Raw genomic sequence first — 1,247 nt, 5'->3', positions numbered from 1 at the left:
ATCTCCACCATAGCAGTTCGAAAGAACTGCTTTTTTTTATATTTATAATGAGAAATGTTAGATTTTAAAAGACTATATAAGTGCTTATTATACAATTAAAGTTAAAATATAAGATAGGTGGGATATATGTGGAAAATAGAGATATGAAAATATTGATAACAAATGATGATGGAGTATTTGCAAATGGAATAATAGAGCTTGCTAAAGAACTTGAAAAACACTATTCTATATGTATTGTTGCACCGAATTGTCAAAAAAGTGCCACAAGTCATTCAATAACTATAGATAAACCATTAATAATAAAGGAAGAAAAATTAGAGGGTATTAAATCAAGAGCATTTAGTATAAGTGGAACTCCTGCAGATTGTACAAGAGTTGGAGTGAATAAGATTATGGATGGAAAAGTTGATATGGTTATATCAGGAATAAATAATGGTTTTAATTTAGGAACAGATATATTATATTCAGGCACAGTTTCAGCGGCTATAGAGGCAGCTATATTAAAAATACCATCCATTGCTTTTTCATGTGATGGGAATAGTGGATCATATAAAGAATGTGCGAAAATAGCTAAAGATTTGATTGAAAAATTAGAAAAATCTCCACTGAAAAATGATTTAGTTTTAAATGTAAACTTTCCATCTCTAAAGAGTGTAAATTTAAAAAAGAATTATGAGTTTAAAGTTTCAAAAATGGGGGAGAAAAAATATGACAATTTATATGTTGAGACTTTAAATGAAGATGGAAGTAAAAGCATAAATATAAGTGGAACACCTATAAAGAATAATGAAGCGGACACTGATGTATTAAATATAGAAAATGGGTATATAACTATAACTCCACTACATTATGATTTAACAAATTTTAAAATTTTATATGAAATAGAAGAAAAACTTATATAAATGTTGGTTTTTATTTTAAAATAAGTAGCTTAAAGTGACATAGAAGCTACTTATTTTTTATTGTAAATTATCATGCTAATCATCATATATGATAAAAGTAAATGTAAACTTATCCAAGTGTATCATTATATGAAAAACTAAAGAAATAAAAGGAAAAAAAGATATTATAATTTAATTTTAGATAATAAATTGATGAATATTAAATTTACTTAAGGAAAGAATGTTATTATGAATAAGTCGTCAACGACAAGAACTTGAAAAAAGTTCAAAAGAAATTTAAAAAAGTTGTTGACAAATGACAAACAAATTGCTAAAATAAAAAAGCAGTCGTTGATAAACGACAAA

At 25.5% G+C, this 1,247-nt stretch carries 1 protein-coding gene; it reads left to right on the top strand.

Translation table 11 applies throughout. The annotated features are described in order from the left end of the window. Positions 1-128 precede the first annotated feature (128 nt). Entirely contained in the window at positions 129-902 is a 774-nt protein-coding gene (gene surE / locus CSGHG_RS19170; RefSeq protein WP_010291455.1) for a 5'/3'-nucleotidase SurE, read from the top strand. Positions 903-1,247: the final 345 nt, after the last annotated feature.

Source organism: Clostridium senegalense JC122 (genome assembly GCF_000285575.1).
Lineage (GTDB): Bacteria > Bacillota > Clostridia > Clostridiales > Clostridiaceae > Clostridium_J > Clostridium_J senegalense.
Note: the sequence above shows the minus strand (reverse complement) of the source record. Positions and strands in the feature narration are given on the sequence as shown.